Origin of the sequence: Mariniflexile maritimum, assembly GCF_009746565.1 — a bacterium.
Taxonomy (GTDB): domain Bacteria; phylum Bacteroidota; class Bacteroidia; order Flavobacteriales; family Flavobacteriaceae; genus Mariniflexile; species Mariniflexile maritimum.
This window is the reverse complement of record NZ_WRPN01000001.1, coordinates 223,167-242,344: the sequence shown is the minus strand read 5'-3', so window position 1 is coordinate 242,344 and position 19,178 is coordinate 223,167. Positions and strand designations below refer to the sequence as shown.

Below are 19,178 nucleotides of genomic sequence, written 5' to 3'. Positions count from 1 at the left end.
ACAACGGGGGGCGCCAACCCACAAAAAAAAGCCCTTAAAATAAAACATTCAAGGGCTTTTGTGTAGGGGTTGTGGGTGCTGTTACCTTAATTCGGGTATTTTGCATACATCCATATCGCCATAATCGAGGTTCTCGCCTGCCATTCCCCAAATAAAAGAGTAATTGCTGGTGCCAGAGCCCGAATGTATGGACCATGGTGGCGAAATAACCGCTTGGTTATTGCCCATCCAAATATGGCGGGTTTCGGTAGGTTGCCCCATAAAATGGCAAACGGCCTGTCCTTCGGGAATTTCAAAATAGAAATACACTTCCATCCTTCGGTCGTGCACGTGTGCAGGCATGGTGTTCCAGCTACTGCCCACTTTTATCGAGGTCATGCCCATTTGCAGTTGGCACACGTCCACCACGCTGTTTACAATGTATTTTCTTAGGGTACGGGCATTGGCGGTTTCGGGCGCGCCTAACTCAATAACCTCCACATCATCGGTGCCTATTTTTTTAGTGGGATAGGCTTTGTGCGCAGGTGTTGAGTTTAAATAAAACCGTGCAGGGTTGCTGCTGGACTTGCTTGCAAACACCACTTCTTTATTGCCCTGGCCCACGTATAGGGCTTCTTTATGGTTTAGTACATATTGGGTGCCATCAACGGTTACGGTACCCGTATCGCCCACGTTGATGATGCCCAACTCGCGGCGTTCCAAAAAATAGGGCGCTTTCAACGGGTCGATGGTTTCTAAGGTAACCGCCTTATTTACGGGCAAAACACCTCCTGTAATAAACCTATCGTAATGCGAATAAACCAAGTTTATTTTATCCGATTCAAACAGGTTTTCAATTAAAAACTCATTTCTTAATTGCGCCGTATCGTAACTTTTTACGCCCTGTGGACTGGAGGCGTAACGCGAATGGTAAGTAGTTGACATAATTTTATATTTTAATATTTAACGGTTTGTTGTGCTTAAACACAATATGTGCAAAGTTACAAAATTAAAACGGTTAAACTAACGGCTCCTTGTGCCCCAATTACTAAACATTGCTCGATATCGGCGGTTTTTGAAGGGCCCGAAAGAAACACCCCAAAAGTGCGGTCGCGTTTAGCAATGGCTTCGTAGGCACTGTGAAGGTGCAGGTGAATGGTTTCTTTTGAAACCAGTAACACCAAATCGTTGGTAATAAATGGCAATACGCGCAAAACGATGTCGTTTTCGGCAATCCACACGGCACCATTTTCGGCAACGGCCAACGCCCCATGTATGATGGCCAAATCGATGGATTCCAAAATATGGGGGTTGGTGGCTTCTGAAATGGAAACCGTACCTAATTGGGATGCCGTTGCGGTTGAAATAATTTGTTTTGCATGCGGATAGAGGCTTTTTATTTGGGTATCAATATCTGAAACCGATTGCAAAACAAAGGCGCGACCGCCAACAAATTGTACGTTTTTTATAAAGGTTTCAACCAAATCTATGTCTTCATCAAAAAATCCCAAATTAATTTCCGGCAACGGGATTAACGCAGGTTTGTTGGTTTTAACCGCTTTTAAAATAGATGCTCTACTGCTCATTTTTTTGTCTTTTTTTATACCATTCATCAAAATTACCATTCTTAACTTCTGGCAACTCCCGTGCTTTGCCCCAGGCATTTAGTTTTGAATAGACTATGAAACGCGGTGCATACTTCAACATAAACCGTGCTGATTTACCCGCGATACCATACAACTTTGGACTAGAAAGCACGCTACCGGCCATTTTTAAAACGGATTTTTTAACAACGGGCTGTGGCACTTCCTTGGTGATGATTTGTCGCCATTTATAAAGCTGCTCGTGGATGTTGATTTTTACGGGGCATACATCTGAACACGACCCACATAATGTGGATGCGAATGGCAACGAACTGTGTTTTTTTAAATCCATGCCCGGTGAAAGGATAGACCCAATGGGCCCCGGAATGGTGGCGTTATAGCTGTGGCCGCCACTACGCCTGTAAATGGGGCAGGTATTCATGCAGGCACCACAACGGATGCAATGCAAGGACGCCCTAAAATCGTCGCGACTTAATTGTTCGGTTCTTCCGTTATCCACAATCACGATGTGCATTTCGGTGCCAGGTGCGGGCTTGTTAAAATGCGACGAATAGGTGGTTATAGGTTGCCCCGTGGCACTTCTGGCCAATAAACGAAGAAAAACGCCCAAGTGTTTTTCCTGCGGAATGATTTTTTCCATACCCATACACGCAATGTGCACGTTGGCTAAGTGCGTGCCCATATCGGCATTGCCTTCATTGGTACACACCACCACACCGCCTGTTTCCGCAATAGCGAAATTAACGCCCGTAATGGCTGCATCGGCCTTTAGGAATTTATCGCGTAAATGTTTGCGTGCTTCGTTGGTTAAATATTGTGGGTCGCCATTACTGGGTTTGGTGCCCAAATGTTTTTGGAACAAGGTATCAACCTCTTCTTTTGTTTTATGAATGGCAGGCAACACAATATGGCTCGGTGGCTCTTGGGCAAATTGTACAATGCGCTCGCCCAAATCGGTGTCCACCACTTCAATGCCATGGGCTTCCAAATAGGGGTTTAAATGACATTCCTCGGTAAGCATCGATTTGCTCTTTACCACTTTTTCAACCTTGTGCTTCAATAAAATAGCATGTACAATTTGGTTGTGTTCTTCAGCATTGGCTGCCCAATGCATGGTAACGCCGTTTTTCTGGGCGTTTTCCTCAAATTGAATAAGGTAATTATCGAGGTTGGACATCACATTGGCCTTAATGCCCGAGGCTAAATTGCGCAGTTCCTCCCACCCTTTTACGGTATGTGCCGCGTTATCGCGTTTGTTCCTTACAAACCACAAGGCTTTGTCATGCCAGTTTACTTTTGCTTCGTCTTTATTAAAAATTGCTGCTTCGTCTGCGTGTGCCATAATTAAATGCTGCTATTTAAAATTTCGGCTATGTGCATAACCCGTAATGGTTGTTTGTTTCGGTTTATCAGGCCTTCCAAATGCATCAAACAGGAGTGGTCGGCCCCTGTAATGACTTCTACATCGCTATCCAAATGGTCTTGAATACGATCGTTGCCCATTTTTACGGAAATGGCTTCCTCAAAAACCGAGAAGGTTCCGCCAAAACCGCAACATTCATCTACCCTGTTAAGGGTTTGTAACTGGATGCCCTTAACGGCTTTCAATAAGTTTTCTTCGGTTGAAAAATACGGGTCCATACGCTCGGAACAAGAACCTAAACGCAAACCGCGCAGGCCGTGGCAACTTTTATGGATGCCCACTTTGTATGGGAAAGATGCGCCTACATCGGTTCTGCCCAAAACGTTGTAGATAAACTGACACAACTCGTAAATATTGCTCCTTACCCGTTTTACGGCCTCGGTTTGTTCTAAAATATCGAAATGTTTTTGTACGTGGTACACGCAACTTCCCGAAGGGCCTACAATATAATCGAATTCCTTAAAATGCTCAACAAACAGTTGGCAAGCACCTTTGGAATCGGCCTCGTAACCCGAATTGCCCAAGGGTTGTCCGCAACAGGTTTGCCCCATGGGATATACCACCTCAACGCCCAGTTTTTCTAAAAGCTCTAACGTGGCAATGCCTACCTGCGGATATAATTGATTGATATAACAAGGTATAAATAAACCTACTTTCATCTGTTAATGGTTTAAGAGACTGGTTAAAAAAGGGTTTTACGTTATAGCAAAAACAACTTATTCCAGTATTATTTTGGAAAGTGTCCTGCAAATTGCCGGTTACATCTTTCTGTATAAAATAGCAAATTTACACATAACTTATAGTAAAACTGCCCTGTACTGTACTGCTATTTTTAAATTTCGTGGGGTAAGCTTGTTTATTTTATTGATTTATAGCCCATAAAGATTTTCGGTAGCAGTCCTTATTTAAAAGTTTTTTTTATTTTTAATTAAATTGCAGTACAGTACAGGATAGAAAGCCATGGATAAATAATTAATTTCGCTACAATAAAATTTAATATTTAAAATGAATACAACACAGAAAACATTTAAACACGTAGATTATCTTTGGGATGAAACGAAGGCCGAAGCCTTGGGTAACGACCAAGTGGCCTTGTTTTTATACCGTTCGAACATACTAGGAGCCGATTTAAGAATTACCAATTATGGCGGTGGCAATACCAGTTGCAAAACCATTGAAAAAGACCCCCTAACCAACGAAAAGGTTGAAGTGATGTGGGTAAAGGGTTCTGGAGGCGATATAGGCACCTTAACCCGTTCTGGTATAGCTGGTTTATATACAGGAAGACTACGCGATTTAAAAAATGTGTATGGTGGTTTAGCCGATGAAGACCGCATGGTGGGGCTTTTTAACCATTGTATTTATGATTTGGACAGTAAAGCGCCCTCTATTGATACGCCACTTCACGGCCTTTTGCCGTTTGCGCATATTGACCATTTGCACCCCGACGCCCTTATTGCCGTAGCTGCTGCAAAAGACAGCGAACAAGTAACCAAGGAAATTTGGGGCGACACCATGGGGTGGGTGCCTTGGCAACGTCCGGGGTTTGATTTAGGCTTGCAACTTGAAAAATGTTTGGCAGACAACCCAGGTATTCGCGGTATTGTTTTGGGAAGCCACGGCCTGTTCACCTGGGGCGATACATCGTACGACTGTTATATGAACAGTTTGGAAGTGATTGAAATGGCTTCGGAATACATTGAAAAGAAAATAAAGGAAAAAGGAAGCGTTTTTGGCGGCCAAAAAACACAAAGTCTTCCCAAGGAAGCGCGATTGGAAAAAGCAGCACAACTGATGCCTTTGTTGAGAGGTTTATGTTCTTCGGAAAACAGGATGATTGGGCATTTCTCGGATGATGATGTGGTTTTGGAATTTATAAACAGCAACGATTTGGCACGATTGGCACCTTTGGGAACCTCGTGTCCAGACCACTTTTTACGCACTAAAATCCAACCTTTGGTACTTACCCTAGATGCCAATGAAAATTTAGAAGATTCAAAAGCCGTTTTAGCAAAACTAGAGCCCGCTTTTGAACAATACAGAAAAGAATACGCCGATTATTACAACACCTGTAAAAAAAGCAACAGTCCTGCCATGCGCGACCCAAACCCAGTAATTATTATTTACCCAGGTGTTGGCATGTTTAGTTTTTCAAAAGATAAACAAACCACCCGTGTTGCCAGCGAGTTTTACATCAACGCTATAAACGTGATGCGCGGTGCAGAGGCCATTACATCCTACACATCCTTACCACGGCAAGAAGCTTTTGATATAGAATATTGGTTACTGGAGGAAGCTAAACTATCCAGAATGCCCAAAGAAAAACCATTGTCGCGCAAAGTAGCCTTGGTTACCGGTGCTGGTGGTGGCATTGGGAAGGCCATTGCCGATAAACTGGCTGCGGAAGGTGTCGTAGTGGTACTAACCGATATTAACGAACAAAGCCTGATAGATGCCCATGCCACATATAAGCGTGATGTATCAACTTATGCCGTTTGCGATGTTACCGATACCGATTCTATTGCTGCTGCTTATAAAAAGGCCTGCTTGGAATTTGGAGGCGTTGATATAGTGGTGCACAGTGCCGGTTTAGCCATATCGAAAGCACTGGAAGATACCACCGATAAAGATTGGAATATTTTACAGAACATTTTGGTAAAAGGGCAATTTGACCTGGCCAAACAATTTGCTGCCATAGCACGCCAACAAGGTTTGGGTGGCGATTTTATATCCATAGCCAGTAAAAACGGCTTGGTTGCAGGCCCCAACAATGTGGCGTATGGCACTGCCAAAGCGGCACAACAGCACATGGTGCGTTTATTGGCTGCGGAATTGGCAAAAGACAAAGTTCGCGTAAACACCATAAACCCCGACGGCGTAATAGTGGGCAGTAAAATTTGGGAAGGCGCCTGGGCCGAAGGACGCGCCAAGGCTAACGGCATTACCGTTGAGGAATTGCCTGCCTTTTACGCAAAACGCAATTTATTGAACGAAATTATCACCCCTGCCGATATTGCCAATGGCGTGTTTACCTTTGTGGGCATTTTGGATAAATCAACAGGAAACATCATCAATGTTGATGGCGGTATGGCAAACGCATTTGTTAGATAAAAATTTTGAGTTAGTTTTAAGTTAGTTTGTTTAAAAACTTCCATAGCATATTAAATTATATATGGGAGTTTTTTTAAAGGAAAAAACAAAATACAAAGAAGCAGCCTCCTAACCATAAAAAACAATAAGCATATATAGATGAAAATAGAACAGCACCACATTCAGGACGCCAATAAAAAAGCGCTGAAATCGCATCAGGAACACATCGATTTCCTAACCAATAGCCTCACCAACAAAGGTGTTAACGTTGAAGCGGTCATCAAAAAAATACAAGACTTTCAAGTGGCCATCCCCAGTTGGGCATTAGGCGCCGGAGGCACACGCTTTGGGCGTTTTTCGTTTTATGGCGAACCTTCCAGTTTAGAGCAAAAAATACAGGATGTGGGCCTTATCCATAGCCTTACGCAAACGGCCGGCGCGGTTTCACTTCATATTCCGTGGGACATTCCACAAGATTATAAAGCTGTGAAAGAATTGGCATCGGGTTTAAATATTAAATTTGATGCCGTGAACTCCAACACCTTCCAAGACCAAAAAAACGCTCAGGAAAGCTATAAATATGGTTCTTTAAGCAACACCAATGAAGCCGTTAGGCAGCAAGCTATTCAGCATAACTTGGATGTTATCAATATCGGGAATCAATTAGGTTCCAAAAGCTTGACCGTTTGGTTGGCAGATGGTTCCTGCTTCCCCGGGCAGAACAACTTCCAAACCGCACTTCAGCATACCGAAAACAGCTTAAAGGCTATTTACAAAGGCCTTCCAAGTGATTGGAGCATGCTTATAGAGTACAAACCTTACGAGCCCAACTTTTACAGCACCGTTATTCAAGATTGGGGCACCTCGTTTATGTTGGCCAATGCCTGCGGCGAAAAAGCGTTTTCCCTGGTCGATTTAGGCCATCATTTGCCCAACAGCAATATCGAGCAAATTGTTTCTATCTTAATGCTAAAAGGCAAATTGGGCGGTTTCCACTTTAACGATAGCAAATATGGCGACGACGATTTAACCGTGGGAAGTATCAAGCCTTATGCCCTATTCCTTATATTTAATGAATTGGTTTATGGCATGCAAAACAACCCGCAAAACCCCGATTTAGCGTGGATGATCGATGCGAGCCACAATGTAAAAGACCCGCTTGAAGATTTAATCCAATCGCTTGAAGCCATTCAGGAAGCCTATGCCAAGGCCCTTTTAGTAGATCAAAAAGCACTAAAAACAGCACAACTTGAAAACGATGTGGTAACATGCCAAGAGCTTTTACAGGATGCTTACAGAACCGATGTGCGCCCCTTATTGGCGCAAGCCCGTTTGGACAAAGGCGGTGCGTTAAGCCCTATCCAAGCGTATCGCGCACTGGATGTTCGTAACCAATTGATTAAGGAACGCGGCAAAAATACCGTTGCAACAGGATTGTAAATTAAAAAAATGAATTTCAACAGTTATTAAGTTATTGAGGCACCATTTTAAAGTCCCAATAACTTAATAATGAGTAACTCAATAACCATGTTAAATGTAACCGCCGTTTTTGATATTGGCAAAACCAATAAGAAATTCTTTCTATTCGATGAGAATTTTAAGGAAGTGTATAAAGAATACATCATTTTTGATGAAATAGAAGATGAAGATGGCCACCCTACCGAAAACCTGCCCGCATTACAAAAATGGCTCAAAGAGGTTTTCAACCGCATTTTGGAAGCCTCGGAATATAACGTGGAAGCCATTAACTTTTCAACCTACGGCGCCAGTTTTGTGCATATAGACGCACATGGCAAGGTACTTACCCCACTTTACAATTACACCAAACCGCTGGATGAGAATTTAATAACCGAGTTTTTGGACGCTTATGGCCCCAAGGATGAATTCCTTAAAACCATAGGCTGCTACGATTTAAGCATGCTAAATTCGGGCATGCAGCTCTATTGGCTAAAGCATCGTAAACCCGAAGTTTATGGCAAGATAAAATACGCCCTGCACTTGCCCCAATACCTCAGTTATGTTTTTACGGGCATTCCGTTAAGCGAATTTACCAGCATTGGTTGCCACACCGCACTTTGGGACTATACCAAAAAAGATTACCACGACTGGGTTTATAAAGAACACATCAACGCCATTTTGCCCCCCATCGTTTCCACCGAAACCAGTATCAACATGAACTATAACGGCAAGCGCATCAAAATTGGCGTGGGCATACACGATAGTTCGGCGGCCTTGTTGCCCTACGTGCGAAGTATCAAAAAGAAATTCGTCTTGGTTTCAACAGGTACGTGGAGCATTACGCTTAACCCGTTTACCGAACATCCCATTTCAGAAAACGCCATCAACTATATGCGCATCAACGGAAAACCGGTTAAGGCAACCCGTTTGTTTTTAGGCAACGAGTACAAAATTCAGGTTAATAAATTGCATGCCTTTTTTGGTGTTTCAGAAGATTATCACCGCCATGTGAAATTTGATTACGCTACCTATTTAAAAATCAACAAGAATTTTGAATACATGTTTAAATGGGAAAGTGTTTCAGATGAAAACATGCCGGCTGAAACAAAAATTCCGTACACCAAATTTGAAGATGCCTACCACCAACTGATGACCGAATTAGTCCTGCTTCAACTAAAAAGCATTAAAAATGCCATTGGTGAAGATGCTATTAAAAGAATTTATATTGACGGTGGATTTAGCAATAACGACCTGTTCATCAAACTATTATCACATCATTTTAGGGATAAAAAATTAAGCACTACCGATGCTTCGTTGGGTTCTGCCCTAGGTGCCGCCATTTCAATATCCGATAAAAAATTAAACTCAAAATTCCTTAAAAAGAACTATTCATTAAAAAAACATGTTCCATTCATCATCAGTTAAATACATTTTAATAAGAACCGTCGTTCTTAAAACACGCTTCTTATTGATTTCCTAAAACTGATATTTTAAATTATACAAAATGTCAAAAAACATTAAATTAGAACACCCAAGAGACCAAATTACCCGCATTATCAGTCGTATTTACAAACGCGGCATGACCACCACTTCGGGTGGAAACATTTCCATTATTGATGAAAATGGCGATATTTGGGTGACCCCATCAGCGGTTGATAAAGGTTCCCTGCGCGCCAGTGATATTGTGTGCGTTAAAAAAGATGGTACCATTATAGGAAAACACAAACCATCATCCGAGTTCCCATTCCACAAAGCCATTTACGAAGAACGCCCCGATATAAAATCGGTTATCCACGCACACCCACCTGCCTTGGTATCTTTCAGTATTGTTAGAAAAATACCCAATACCAACATCATTTCACAAGCAAAACATGTATGTGGCCCCATAGGCTACGCCAAATACGAATTGCCCGGAAGTGAAAAATTAGGAAAGGTAATTGCCAAGGAATTTAAAAAAGGCTACAAGGCCATCATAATGGAAAACCATGGCACCGTTTTGGGCGGCATCGATTTAACCGATGCCTTTGAACGCTTTGAAATGATGGAACTTTGTGCCCGCACCATTTTATACGGGTCGCAAATTGGCACGCCCAACTATTTAACCGACGAGCAGATTTTTGAATTCGAAACGCAATCAACCCACCTACTTCCTGAAATGGAAACTACCGAGCATTTGCCCGATGAAGTTGAAAAACGCTTGGCTATATGCAAAATCGTGCAACGTTCTTGCGAACAAGGCTTAATGATTAGCTCTTACGGCACGGTTTCCATGCGTTGGAAAGACAACGACTTTTTAATTACACCAACCAATGTAAGCCGTTGGGAAATGGGTGTTGAGGATATTGTGCAAATAAAAGATGGAAAAAGGGAAAAGGGCAAAATACCCAGTAGGGCCACCTGGATCCATCAGGAAATCTATAAGCGCAACCCCAAGGTAAACTCCATCATCATGACGCAATCGCCTTACCTTATGGCGTTTGGGGTTACAAAATCGTATTTAAACGTGCGAACCATCCCAGAAAGCTGGATATTTTTGCAAGATATCCCTTCTATTGCCTACGGAAGCCATTTTAAGGCCAACACAAATTCAAAAATCTTCGAAAACACAACTACGGCTTTAATTATTGAAAATGATTCTGTTATCATAACCGGCAACCAATTATTACAAACGTTCGATTATCTGGAAGTTGCAGAGTTTAGCGCCAAATCCATTGTGTTGGGCACCACTTTAGGCGACATGGTGCCTATTAACGACGACCAAGTAGAGGATTTAAGGAAGAAGTTTTTATCGTAACACTTTGGCACCATTCAAATAACAGAAACCTTTTAAATTAAGCAAATGAAAAATTATAAACAATACATTAACGGCCAATTTGTAAATTCAACAGCAACATCGGTTATAGAAGTTATAACCACCCTTACTATTAGGTTTTAATTGGTGTTGTAAATGGCAAACACGTAATGGAAGAATATCTTCAAACACGGGTTATACACTAACATAAATAAAAACTGATGAATTAAACACTTAAAAAACAAAATCAATTAATAACTAAACTAAAAAAACCACCATGACCCAATACCACCAAGAAGAAGACGTAATAGAGAACATTGCGGGAGGCGAATTTGAAAGAACCCCCGTGCCACCATCAAAATTAAAAAGTTGGAAAAGCTTTTTAGGTATGTATGCCGGCGAGCATGCCGCTGGTACCGAATTTGTAATAGGCCCCTTGTTTTTAACCGCTGGCGTAAGTGCCTTCGATTTAATAATTGGTTTGCTTTTAGGAAACCTATTGGCAGTACTCTCATGGCGGTTCCTAACGGCTGAAATTGCCGTAAAAAACCGATTGACGCTGTACTACCAACTTGAAAAAATATGTGGCAAAAACCTGGTAACGGGCTATAATCTGGCAAACGGTATCCTGTTCTGTTTTTTAGCAGGTTCCATGATAACCGTTTCGGCTACCGCTGTGGGCATTCCGTTTGATATGCCCATGCCAAAATTAACCGATACCATGCCCAATGGCGTTACTTGGGTCGTAATAGTTTTGGCTATTGGTGCCGTTATATCCATTATTGCGGCTCGTGGTTACGACATGGTTTCCAAGGCCGCCAATTGGATGTCGCCCGTAATAGTTATTGGCTTTTTGGCCTGTGGCATCGTAGCTTTAAATCAATTGGGCGTTTCTAGTTTTTCCGATTTTTGGAACATTTGGGGCGAAGGTGGTGAGCCTTTTCCAGGGCAAATAAAATATACCTTCTGGCATGTTGTTATTTGGTCGTGGTTTGCAAATGCAGCCATGCACATTGGGATGTCCGACTTATCGGTTTTCCGTTTTGCAAAAAAGGCAAGTTCTGGGTGGACCACCGCTGCGGGAATGTATGTAGGGCATTATATGGCGTGGATAGCCGCAGCATTGTTATACGCTGTGTATTTAAAATCGCCCGAAGCACAAGCCCTATTATCCAATGGCGAAGCACCATCGGTAGCACCGGGGCCCTTGGCCTTTAATGCAATAGGTGTTTTTGGTATCTTGGTGGTTGTGTTAGCAGGATGGACTACCGCCAACCCCACCATTTACAGGGCAGGATTGGCATTTCAGGCCATTGTACCAAAACTATCCACATTTTGGGTAACCATTATAGCGGGCACTGTGGCTACCGTAGCCGGACTTTTTCCTGCATTTGCTATGAAATTATTGGATTTTGTTGCTTTTTACGGCTTTGTTTTAGCACCCGTTGGGGCTGTAATCGTATTTGAACATTTCTTTCATAAAAAATATGGTATCATAAAAAATTATGCCGAATATTCGGGTATCAAATTCAACAAGTCGGTATTATTGGCCTGGGCCATTAGCTTTGGATTGTTTTATACTATTTCGTTGAAATTTGAAATTTTTCTATCGTTTGTAACCTTACCAACCTGGTTATTGTGTGGGGTGTTGTTTTTGGTGTTCAGTAAACAGTTTCAAAAGATAAAATAGAATAACCATGCAACTAAACTATTAACTATATCTGTAGTTTAAACGCTCGGGGCAGTTATTTCACACATCTTAAAGGATTTAAACCCATTTATTGTGTTCATTAGTAACTTCCATGTTTGTTACATTGTTTCAAAATTACTTTATCAAAAGCCTATAAACCGCTTGTTTGTGGGCTTTTTGGTTTTGTTCCCTAAAAATATAAAACCATTTACCACAGTAATTAAGGCGGCATGTGTATATTTGTAATACTATTAATTTTTAAAATAATTTGTTTTGTTTACTATTAAAGACGTTAGAAAAAATTCTCTTCACGAGGAATTCATTAGCATAGAAAATTCCAATAACACCACGTTTGCCAAAATTTACACCACCCTGGGTGCCAGTTTACAAGAATTGGTTTTAAACGGAAAAAGCATCATTACCGATGTGTCGCCTTTAACCTACGCCAATACCTACGCCTCTTCCCTACTGTTCCCATTTGCCAACAGAATAAAAGACGGCACTTATCAGTTTGATGGTAAAATGTATCAATTCCCCATCAACGAAAGCGGTAACAACAATGCCTTACATGGCTTGGTTTACAACAAAACTTTTCAGGTCGTTGAACAACACACCACTGAAACCTCTGCTTGCATAAAACTACAATATATTGAAACCAAGGAATCTGCTGGGTTTCCATATACTTATACCTTTCAAGTGGAATACATTCTTTCCAACGAAGCGTTGAACATACATGTAGAAGTTAAAAATACCGATACCAAACCATTTCCATTTACTGTGGGTTGGCATCCTTATTTTGATAGTAAAGACTTATATAACAGTACTTTAAATTTTGATAGTGATAAAAAATTGGTTTTCGACGTCCGTTGCATCACCCAAGAAACAGCAACTATTAAAAACGAAGGCGTTTTTGAAGTTAAGGACAAACAATTGGACGATTGCTTTATTTTGAACACCAACCAAACCCAGTTCAACACCCCAGAATACAAACTTTTAATAAGCGCAACTTCCGCCGAAAACTTTTTACAAATTTACACGCCACCTAAAAAAAACACCATAGCCATTGAGCCAACAACGGGCGTTTCCAATAGTTTTAATAATAAAATGGGCTTGCAAACCTTAAAACCAAATACTGTTTATACTGTAAGTTGGGAGGTAAAACTTCTTTAAATTCATCTTAAAATAGTAACGTTCAAACCAATTTTAGCAATTATATGCTAAATGATAATCACAAAAGTTATATTTTTGAACATTAATTGGCACATAAACCTTGCATACTCAATGAATCGTTACATCTATGTTATTGTTACCATTGGTTTTTTAATGCTCTGGAGCTCGTGTCGCAACGATTTTGATTTTTCACCAAGCACGGGCACGCTCCAATTCTCTAAAGACACCGTATATTTAGATACCGTTTTTACCAATATTGGCTCCAGCACCTACAATTTAAAGGTATATAACCGAAGCAATAAGGATATTTTAATCCCTTCCATTCGTTTGGCCTTGGGCAACAGCTCCAATTACCGATTGAACGTAGATGGCATTGCAGGAAAAACTTTTGAAAACATACCAATACTTGCTAAGGACAGTTTGTATGTTTTTGTTGAGACCACGGTTGATATCAACAATTTTGCGAACCCTGATGGCCGATTTCTTTACACCGACCAAATTGAATTTGATGCAGGAACCAACCTTCAAAAAGTAGAACTTGTTACCTTGGTGCAAGATGCGGTTTTTATTTATCCAAATCGTGATAATACCACCAAAGTAATTGAAACATTGAAGCTCGACATAAACGGCGACCAAATTGAAACCGATATTCTAGGGCGCGAATTACTACCTAGCGAGCTCACCTTTACCAACGAAAAACCCTATGTTATATATGGTTTTGCAGCGGTGCCCAACGGAAAGACTTTAACCATAAATGCCGGTGCACGCGTCCATTTTCATGAAAATTCCGGATTGTTGGTTTCTGAAGGCGCCACTTTAAAAGTGAACGGCAGCCTAAGCAGCGACCAAAAACTTTTAGAAAATGAGGTAATTTTTGAAAGCGATCGCCTAGAGCCCGATTTTGCCGATACTCCCGGACAATGGGGCACCATCTGGTTTTTCGACGGCAGCCTAAACAATACCATAAACTACGCTACCATAAAAAACGGTTCCATAGGAATTTTATGCGACGGCAACCCCAATGTAGCGACCGAAAAATTAAAAATTACCAATTCGCAAATTTACAACAACAGCAGTTTTGGCATTTTAGGCAGAAACACCTCGATAACTGCTGAAAATGTGGCGATTAACAACGCAGGACAAGCGGCATTTGCAGGTACCTTTGGCGGAAAATACAATGTTACGCACGCCACTATTGCCAACTATTGGAACGGGCCTAGGCAGTTTCCGGCCTTGTTGCTAAACAATTTTATTACCGATGAAAACAATACGGCCATAGTAACCGATTTAACCCAAGCAAATTTTAACAACTGTATCATCTACGGAAACGACAATCCTGAGATTTTGTTGGATGAAGTTGAAGATGCCTCGGTGGTTTTTAACTTTAAATTCACCAACTGCCTCATTCGGTTTGATAATACCAACAACAATACCTTAAAAGGGCCCAATTACGATTTGAACGATACCAACCACTATGTAGGAACCATTTTCAACCAAGACCCTTATTTTAAGAACACCAACTTAAACCAATTGATTATAGGCGAAAAATCGGCAGCCATCAACAAGGCGCTTCAAACCTTCGCAAACCAAGTTCCATTTGATATTTTAAATGTAAACCGAACAACGACCCCCGATATAGGCGCCTATCAACATATTGTTTTTCCTGTTGAAGATTGATAGGTAAAAATTAAAGAACCGTTTTTTAAAAAAACAGGCCTACTCTTTAAACCAGTCAGTAAAAAAACTAATGGCCATAATTTTGTAATTTATTAGTGAATTCGATTATTTTTATGGTATAACTTAAAACTTAAAATGACACTCTTACTTTTTTATCTTTTCATTGCGCTTTTTGTTTCCTTTTTGTGTTCCATCATGGAGGCCGTACTACTATCTGTACCCATTTCATTTTTAAAATCAAAATCGGAATTGGGCGACAAGAACGCCGATGCCATGATAACACTTAAAGAAGACATCGACAAACCCTTATCGGCCATCCTATCGCTAAACACAGTGGCCCATACAGTAGGTGCAGCAGGCGTTGGTGCCCAAGCTACCCATGTATTTGGCGACGCCTATTTTGGTATTGTTTCGGCTATTTTAACCATTCTCATTTTAGTGTTCACAGAAATAATCCCTAAAACGTTAGGAGCAAACTATTGTAGGGAATTAATTGGCGTTACCTCAAAAATCATCAAAGGAATGATATTTATTATCTATCCTTTGGTTTGGCTCTCTTCCATATTAACAAAAATGCTTTCAAGGGAAAAATCGAAAATGACAACCAGCAGGGAAGAAATTTCGGCATTGGCAAGCATTGGTGCGCAAGAAGGTGTTTTTGCCGATAAGGAAAATAAAATCATTCAAAACCTGATTAAACTAAAAAGTTTGAAAATTAAGGCCGTTATGACGCCTCGAATTGTAGTTATTACGGCCAATGAAGAAATGACCCTTCAGGAATTTTTGAAGAATAAGGAGTTTTTACACTTTTCCAGAATTCCAGTATATCAAGGCAATAGGGATAACATTACGGGCTATGTTTTTAGGGAAATGGTATTTGAAAAATTAGCCGAAGACCAATTTGATTTAAAACTGAAGGACATCACGCGTGAAATTGTTACGTTTTCAAAAAACATAACCTTGTTTGATGCTTGGGAAGAATTGCTGCAAAAAAAGGAACATATTTCATTAGTCGTTGATGAATATGGCGGTATGGACGGTATTACCACCCTTGAGGATATTATTGAAACCCTGCTAGGTTTTGAAATTGTTGATGAAAAAGATAAGGTTGAAGACATGCAGCAATATGCCGTAAAACGGTGGCAAGAAAGACAAAAGAAATACGAACTTTTGAAAAATGAGGAATAATTTTTTTTAGACTAAACGCAACGAGTTCTATCCGTTAGTGTATATTTCAAAAGATCCCCGGGTTGACATTCCAAAACCTTACAAATAGCTTCCATGGTAGAAAACCTTACCGCTTTTGCCTTTCCAGTTTTTAATACTGAAAGATTTGCATAAAAAAACCTGCATTAAGCAGGCTTTTAAAACTTTAACAGAACCTCACCGGTTTTTTTTTAGTTTGTGAAGTCTATTTTAATATATTATAATGATAAAACATAACTGTTTCAAACGTTAAAACGACGTAGTTTACACAAATAGTGGTCTTCCGGCCATCATCGCATTAACTTTATCTTTTACAGCTTCTAAAACTGTTTCATTATCATGGTTGGCAATTACTTCATCAATAAGGTCAACTATTTGAAGCATATCGCTTTCCTTTAACCCTCTGGTAGTAACCGCAGCAGTGCCTACACGAATACCTGAGGTTACAAAAGGCGAACGCGTATCAAAAGGAACCATGTTTTTATTCACGGTAATATCGGCTTTTACCAAGGCTTGTTCTGCTTCTTTACCAGAAACGTTTTTGTTGCGCAAATCGATTAACATGCAGTGGTTATCGGTGCCACCGGAAATAATGTTATAGCCTTTTCCAACCAATGCTTTCGCCATGGTAGCGGCATTTGCTTTTACCTGTAATTGGTAGTGTAAAAAATCGTCGGTCAACGCTTCACCAAAGGCAATCGCTTTTGCTGCAATGATATGTTCCAAAGGGCCACCTTGGTTACCGGGAAATACCGCAGCATCCAATAATGATGACATTTTGCGCAAGCTTCCATCCTTTAAGGTAATACCAAATGGATTATCAAAATCCTGTCCCATCATAATCATACCACCACGGGGGCCCCTTAACGTTTTATGGGTTGTGGTAGTTACTATGTGGCAATGCGGCATGGGGTCGTTTAAAATACCTTTCGCGATTAAGCCCGCAGGGTGGGAAATATCGGCCATTAAAATAGCACCCACGCTATCGGCAATCACTCTAAAGCGTTTAAAATCAATATCTCTGGAATAAGCAGAAGCACCGGCAATAATTAATTTTGGTTGCTCCTTAGTGGCAATTTCCTGAATTGTATCATAATTAAGAACCCCTGTTTCTTGCTCTACGCCGTAAAATACGGGATTGTATAATTTACCTGAAAAGTTTACGGGCGACCCATGGGTTAAATGTCCGCCATGAGATAAATCGAAGCCTAAAATTTTATCACCGGGCGTTAAACATGCATGATAAACCGCTGTGTTGGCTTGACTTCCGGAATGGGGCTGCACGTTTACATAATCGGCCCCAAACAAAGCTTTTGCACGATCAATGGCAATTTGTTCTACTTCATCAACCACCTCGCAGCCACCATAGTAACGTTTCCCTGGATAGCCCTCGGCGTATTTATTGGTGAGTACAGAGCCTGCTGCTTCCATTACTTGGTTGCTTACAAAATTCTCTGATGCAATAAGCTCAATACCATGTAGTTGGCGTTCTTTTTCAGCTTCAATAAGTTCAAAAATTTGTTCGTCGCGTTGCATAAAATGTAGTTCTCGTTAAATATTCGGCAAAAATAGCAAATAGATTAGTTAAATACATCAAAAAACATATATTTACAATTAAGTTTTTAACCACTTTATCAACGGTTAAAAGAAACCTATTTTTTCTGCTTTTTTTTCATTTTAAATAAAAAAATTGTGTAGGTTTGAATATAATTCCATAAACAATAAACCATAGGTTATGCCATTATCAGCTAACAATCCAGATAGAAAATCGTGGTTACACGTCGATAAAAACTCCGATTTTCCCATACAAAACATCCCTTTTGGCGTGTTTTTAACCCGCGATGATATTATCACCATTGGCACGCGCATTGGCGATACGGCCATCGATTTGGGCGCACTGCACCAACTTGGTTATTTTGACGGTATTCCGCTAACCGATGATATTTTTCTTCAGGACACCCTAAACGATTTCATTGCCGATGGCAGAAAAACATGGCGTGCCGTAAGAAACCGCATTGCGCAAATATTTGACAGCAACAACGATAGCTTAAAACAAAACAAACGCCATAAGGAAATTGTACTGTTCCGGTTGGATGAAATTGAAATGCAATTACCCGTGCACATTGGCGATTATACCGATTTTTACTCCAGTATCGAGCATGCCACCAATGTAGGCAATATGCTAAGAACCCCCGAAAATGCCTTATTGCCAAACTGGTTGCACATCCCTATTGCCTATCATGGCAGAAGTTCGTCCATCATCCCTTCCGGTATCCCTATCCATAGGCCACAAGGTCAAATACTTCCAAATGATGCCGACACCCCCATATTTGGCCCAAGTAAATTGGTTGATTTTGAACTGGAAATGGCATTCATCACCACGGTTGCGAATGATTTAGGTGAACCCATTCCTGTTGATGAGGCCGAGGAATACATTTTTGGTTTGGTGCTACTGAACGATTGGAGCGCGCGCGACATCCAAAAGTGGGAATACATACCCCATGGCCCATTTTTATCCAAAAATTTCGCCACTTCAATTTCACCCTGGATCGTTACCCTGGATGCTTTAGAGCCCTATCGTGTTGAAGGCCAAAAACCTGTAAAACCTCAATTGGAATACCTGCAGTACCACGGTAAAAAAAGTTTTGATATCGACCTAGAAGTTGCCATTCGCCCAAGTGGTGCCAAAGAAACCATAGTAAGCAAAACCAATTTTAAATACATGTACTGGAATATGGCGCAACAACTGGCACACCACACCATTAATGGCTGCCCTATAAATTCAGGCGATTTGATGGGAAGCGGTGCTATTTCTGGCCCTACTAGCGATTCTTACGGCTCCATGTTAGAACTCACTTGGAAAGGTGAAAAACCATTAAAAATGAAAGACGGCAGCGAACGCACCTTTATAAATGACAACGATACCGTTATCATGCGGGGGCATTGTGAAAAGGACGGTACGCGAATTGGTTTTGGCGAAGTATCCACTAAATTATTACCTGTTTTTAAACGAAAATAAAACATTCGCTCCTTAATAACCCTAAATTATATCTAACGGAAGGGATATGCGGGTTATTTTATATTGAATTA

At 40.8% G+C, this 19,178-nt stretch carries 14 protein-coding genes and 1 pseudogene; 9 read left to right on the top strand and 6 right to left on the bottom strand.

Annotated elements, in window-relative coordinates; translation table 11 throughout:
- Positions 1–81 precede the first annotated feature (81 nt).
- From kduI to GQO80_RS01020, 4 genes are read right to left on the bottom strand one after another with little or no spacing between them, the layout of a single operon-like run.
- The gene (kduI, locus tag GQO80_RS01035) at positions 82–924 is read right to left on the bottom strand and encodes a 5-dehydro-4-deoxy-D-glucuronate isomerase (protein WP_157206342.1); all 843 of its coding nucleotides are present in this window, start codon (positions 922–924) and stop codon (positions 82–84) included.
- Positions 925–980: 56 nt separating this feature from the next.
- Positions 981–1,565 carry a LutC/YkgG family protein gene (locus tag GQO80_RS01030; RefSeq protein ID WP_198037703.1) on the bottom strand — a complete coding sequence of 195 codons (585 nt, stop codon included), beginning with the start codon at positions 1,563–1,565 and terminating at the stop codon, positions 981–983.
- Positions 1,555–2,925: a lactate utilization protein B gene (locus tag GQO80_RS01025; protein ID WP_157206340.1), complete on the bottom strand. Its 1,371-nt coding sequence runs from the start codon at positions 2,923–2,925 to the stop codon at positions 1,555–1,557. The genes GQO80_RS01030 and GQO80_RS01025 overlap by 11 nt, the downstream gene beginning before the upstream one ends.
- A gap of 2 nt (positions 2,926–2,927) precedes the next feature.
- Positions 2,928–3,665, bottom strand: a complete 738-nt coding sequence (locus GQO80_RS01020; protein WP_157206339.1) for a (Fe-S)-binding protein — start codon at positions 3,663–3,665, stop codon at positions 2,928–2,930.
- 346 nt (positions 3,666–4,011) lie between these two features.
- On the opposite strand from GQO80_RS01020, the gene GQO80_RS01015 reads away from it, so the two are divergent.
- From GQO80_RS01015 to GQO80_RS00980, 8 genes are all read left to right on the top strand, one after another.
- Positions 4,012–6,117, top strand: a complete 2,106-nt coding sequence (locus GQO80_RS01015) for a bifunctional aldolase/short-chain dehydrogenase (RefSeq protein ID WP_157206338.1) — start codon at positions 4,012–4,014, stop codon at positions 6,115–6,117.
- 138 nt (positions 6,118–6,255) lie between these two features.
- Positions 6,256–7,536, top strand: a complete 1,281-nt coding sequence (locus GQO80_RS01010; RefSeq protein WP_157206337.1) for a sugar isomerase — start codon at positions 6,256–6,258, stop codon at positions 7,534–7,536.
- Between the two features lie 69 nt (positions 7,537–7,605).
- Positions 7,606–8,979 carry an FGGY-family carbohydrate kinase gene (locus tag GQO80_RS01005; protein WP_232333089.1) on the top strand — a complete coding sequence of 458 codons (1,374 nt, stop codon included), beginning with the start codon at positions 7,606–7,608 and terminating at the stop codon, positions 8,977–8,979.
- Positions 8,980–9,058: 79 nt separating this feature from the next.
- Complete coding sequence (locus GQO80_RS01000; RefSeq protein WP_157206336.1) at positions 9,059–10,348, top strand: class II aldolase/adducin family protein; 1,290 nt, start codon at positions 9,059–9,061, stop codon at positions 10,346–10,348.
- Between the two features lie 274 nt (positions 10,349–10,622).
- Entirely contained in the window at positions 10,623–12,035 is a 1,413-nt protein-coding gene (locus GQO80_RS00995) for a purine-cytosine permease family protein (RefSeq protein WP_157206335.1), read from the top strand.
- 273 nt (positions 12,036–12,308) lie between these two features.
- A complete protein-coding gene (locus tag GQO80_RS00990) occupies positions 12,309–13,205 on the top strand; it encodes an aldose 1-epimerase (protein WP_157206334.1) in 897 nt (298 codons plus the stop codon).
- Positions 13,206–13,316: 111 nt separating this feature from the next.
- A complete protein-coding gene (locus GQO80_RS00985; protein WP_157206333.1) occupies positions 13,317–14,882 on the top strand; it encodes a hypothetical protein in 1,566 nt (521 codons plus the stop codon).
- Positions 14,883–15,017: 135 nt separating this feature from the next.
- Entirely contained in the window at positions 15,018–16,070 is a 1,053-nt protein-coding gene (locus GQO80_RS00980; protein ID WP_157206332.1) for a CNNM domain-containing protein, read from the top strand.
- An 11-nt stretch (positions 16,071–16,081) separates the two neighbouring features.
- Here the strand turns inward: GQO80_RS00980 and GQO80_RS00975 are convergent.
- Positions 16,082–16,219, bottom strand: a pseudogene (locus GQO80_RS00975) (helix-turn-helix domain-containing protein); the annotation flags it as partial.
- A gap of 133 nt (positions 16,220–16,352) precedes the next feature.
- On the bottom strand, positions 16,353–17,624 hold the full coding sequence (gene glyA / locus GQO80_RS00970) for a serine hydroxymethyltransferase (protein WP_157206331.1): 1,272 nt from the start codon (positions 17,622–17,624) through the stop codon (positions 16,353–16,355).
- A gap of 199 nt (positions 17,625–17,823) precedes the next feature.
- On the opposite strand from glyA, the gene fahA reads away from it, so the two are divergent.
- Positions 17,824–19,107, top strand: coding sequence for a fumarylacetoacetase (fahA, locus tag GQO80_RS00965; protein ID WP_157206330.1), 1,284 nt, complete (start codon positions 17,824–17,826; stop codon positions 19,105–19,107).
- Positions 19,108–19,178 lie beyond the last annotated feature (71 nt).